The 2,344-nt window shown below is 39.0% G+C and carries 2 protein-coding genes, 1 tRNA gene and 1 pseudogene; 3 read left to right on the plus strand and 1 reads right to left on the minus strand.

All coding sequences use genetic code 11. The annotated features are described in order from the left end of the window. Window positions 1-235: 235 nt before the first annotated feature. The 3 genes from ACEW8U_RS03955 to ACEW8U_RS03965 all read left to right on the plus strand — a co-directional run bounded on the left by ACEW8U_RS03955 (window position 236) and on the right by ACEW8U_RS03965 (window position 1,533). Entirely contained in the window at window positions 236-1,108 is an 873-nt protein-coding gene (locus ACEW8U_RS03955; RefSeq protein ID WP_373520735.1) for a hypothetical protein, read from the plus strand. Window positions 1,109-1,260: 152 nt separating this feature from the next. Continuing rightward, a tRNA-Asn gene (locus ACEW8U_RS03960) sits at window positions 1,261-1,334 on the plus strand. A 43-nt stretch (window positions 1,335-1,377) separates the two neighbouring features. After that, window positions 1,378-1,533 carry a GIY-YIG nuclease family protein gene (locus ACEW8U_RS03965; protein ID WP_373520736.1) on the plus strand — a complete coding sequence of 52 codons (156 nt, stop codon included), beginning with the start codon at window positions 1,378-1,380 and terminating at the stop codon, window positions 1,531-1,533. Between the two features lie 151 nt (window positions 1,534-1,684). On the opposite strand, the pseudogene ACEW8U_RS03970 reads toward ACEW8U_RS03965, so the two are convergent. Next, window positions 1,685-2,344 (minus strand): annotated as a pseudogene (locus ACEW8U_RS03970) (gfo/Idh/MocA family oxidoreductase); the annotation flags it as partial.

Genomic DNA, 2,344 nt, shown 5'->3' on the forward strand with positions numbered 1-2,344 from the left:
TTTATGTTTTCTAAAGCGATTTATCTTGCAATTTAAAATTTGCTCAATTCTTAAATTTATGAAATTTTATGAAAATCATGGCCATCAGAAACTAATTGAAATACAAAAAGTTAACATTATCCATAATTTGTACCTCAGAAATTTGATACATGAATGGTGAAAATATTCAAACCTACAAGCCATCTGACCTTTAGTATAGAGGGGTTTCATGAGTAAACAATAAACAGAAATTAATATGATCAAAAAATTATTTCGTTGGCAGATTCAGGTTTTTGACCAACTGGATGAGCATTGGGAAAGTGCCCCTGTATCTAAATTGATCAGTAACATTGTTGTTGTCTTTTTTGTGATAGGGCTATTGGTAGGACTCTTGTCTTATTTGGATATTGTCGATTTAGGTGAAAGTTTCACAGCGTTTTTTGCCATCGAATTGGCTTTCAATATCTTGTTGGTATTTGAGGTACTAGGCTTGATTTTCCTTATTCCGAAATCAGTGGCTGATTCGGTAGGCAAACAGTTTGAGATCATTTCCCTCTTGTTGCTGAGAGATGCATTCAAGGAATTTGGGCATTATTTAGGTGAACTGACTTGGGATGTGGGGTTTTTATATGAACTACTCCCGATAGTATCCGATGCATTTGGAGCGATCTTGATATTCCTGATCACGGGTTTGTTTTACCGGGCACAAAGACATATCCGTATTACCCAAAGTTATGAAGAGCAAAAGGGATTTGTTGCCATCAAAAAGCTGATTTCCATTTACCTCACCGTTTCATTTATAGGTTTGGGTATTTTTGATGTTATTTCTGCTTATCAGACCCATGAGTTTATTTACAGTATCAAACTGTTTTATACGCTCCTGATTTTCACAGATGTATTCATCCTCCTATTCTCTTTGAGGTATACCAGCAAATACTATAACCTTTTCCGTTATTCTTCATTTGCACTGGCAACCATATTTCTTAGACTTACATTGAGTGCCCCACCTTATTATAATGTGTTATTGGCCGTGATTGCCGGATTGATGGTGCTGGGGGTAACTTATATTTATAATAAATTATTGACCAAACTTCCAAAACCTTTAGAAGTCCAACCTGAGGTGGAATAGAAAATTAAAAAATAACTTCCTGATTTATAGGATTGATATTGATTGTAGTGGGTGGAATGTTATAATTTTTAGTGAATGCATTTGGAATAAATGGCACAACCTGCTAAGTTTGCGACACGTTAACCAAAGGGGGTTGACAAAGTAAATAATATTCCTCCTTAGCTCAGTTGGTTAGAGCACATGACTGTTAATCATGGGGTCCTAGGTTCAAGCCCTAGAGGGGGAGCGAAAGCCTTGCATAAATGCAAGGCTTTTTGCATTTTTAGATTATGAACTTTTACATCTACATCCTATACTCTCAAGCTTTTGACAAGTTTTACATTGGCCATTCTGAATATCCTTGGAGTAGAATTGAGGAACATACCTCAGGGAAGCTTCACAAATTCACTTCTGACTATAAGCCTTGGGAACCAATTTATCCTTAGGCTTACTTTAATAATTTCATGATATTTTGAAGTAATACTTACAAATATCATGATAATTGTAAGTAAACATTGTTTTTTGTTTGCGTAGAAAGCAGTAAACAAAAAAGCCACCGGCATTCCCCCAGTGGCTCTGATTATTTAAGTTCAAGTACTAAACCCGATAAAACTCCTCCCAGCCTTTCCTCGGCGGCATGCCTGCCAAGACCTGATTGGCTAGCGGGTTGTTGATGATTTGTCTTGTTTCTCTGTCAAATTCCAGTTTTACTCCCATTTGTTGGGCCATTACACCCAGGCAGAATACCTGACTCAGCGGTCCCGCAATTTCAAATGGGGACCTTGTCTTTTCCTCTCCTTTGCATGCTTTTAGGAAATTGGCAAAGTGGTTGGATGGGCTTTGGGGCACCTTAGGAAGTTTGGACTCCCATTCCTTTGCCTTTTCCTCAGGAATAATGGACAGTGTACTTCCATGGGATCCGCCTTTGAAGGTCAGATCCTTGCTATAAATGATTTTTCCAGGGTTGAGTTTGATAGGTTGAATCTGACCTGTGCTTGGTGGAGGGATGTTGGGGTCAAGTTCGGAAACACCATAACCTTCAGGCACAGCCGGGATATTGTCCAGCCCATCATACCAAGTGATGGTCAGGGGAGGCTTTATACCACGTTCGGGGAATTTAAATTCCAGTGTGGTGGACATAGGGAAAAAGAAGGAATTATGACCGCTCAATTTCACGGGATTGACTTCATAGGGCAAGCCCAGTTCCAAAAATTCATGGGCAGTGTCGATGATATGTGCCCCCCAGTCCCCCAAAGC

It is taken from the genome of Aquiflexum sp., assembly GCF_041751335.1.
Taxonomy (GTDB): domain Bacteria; phylum Bacteroidota; class Bacteroidia; order Cytophagales; family Cyclobacteriaceae; genus Aquiflexum.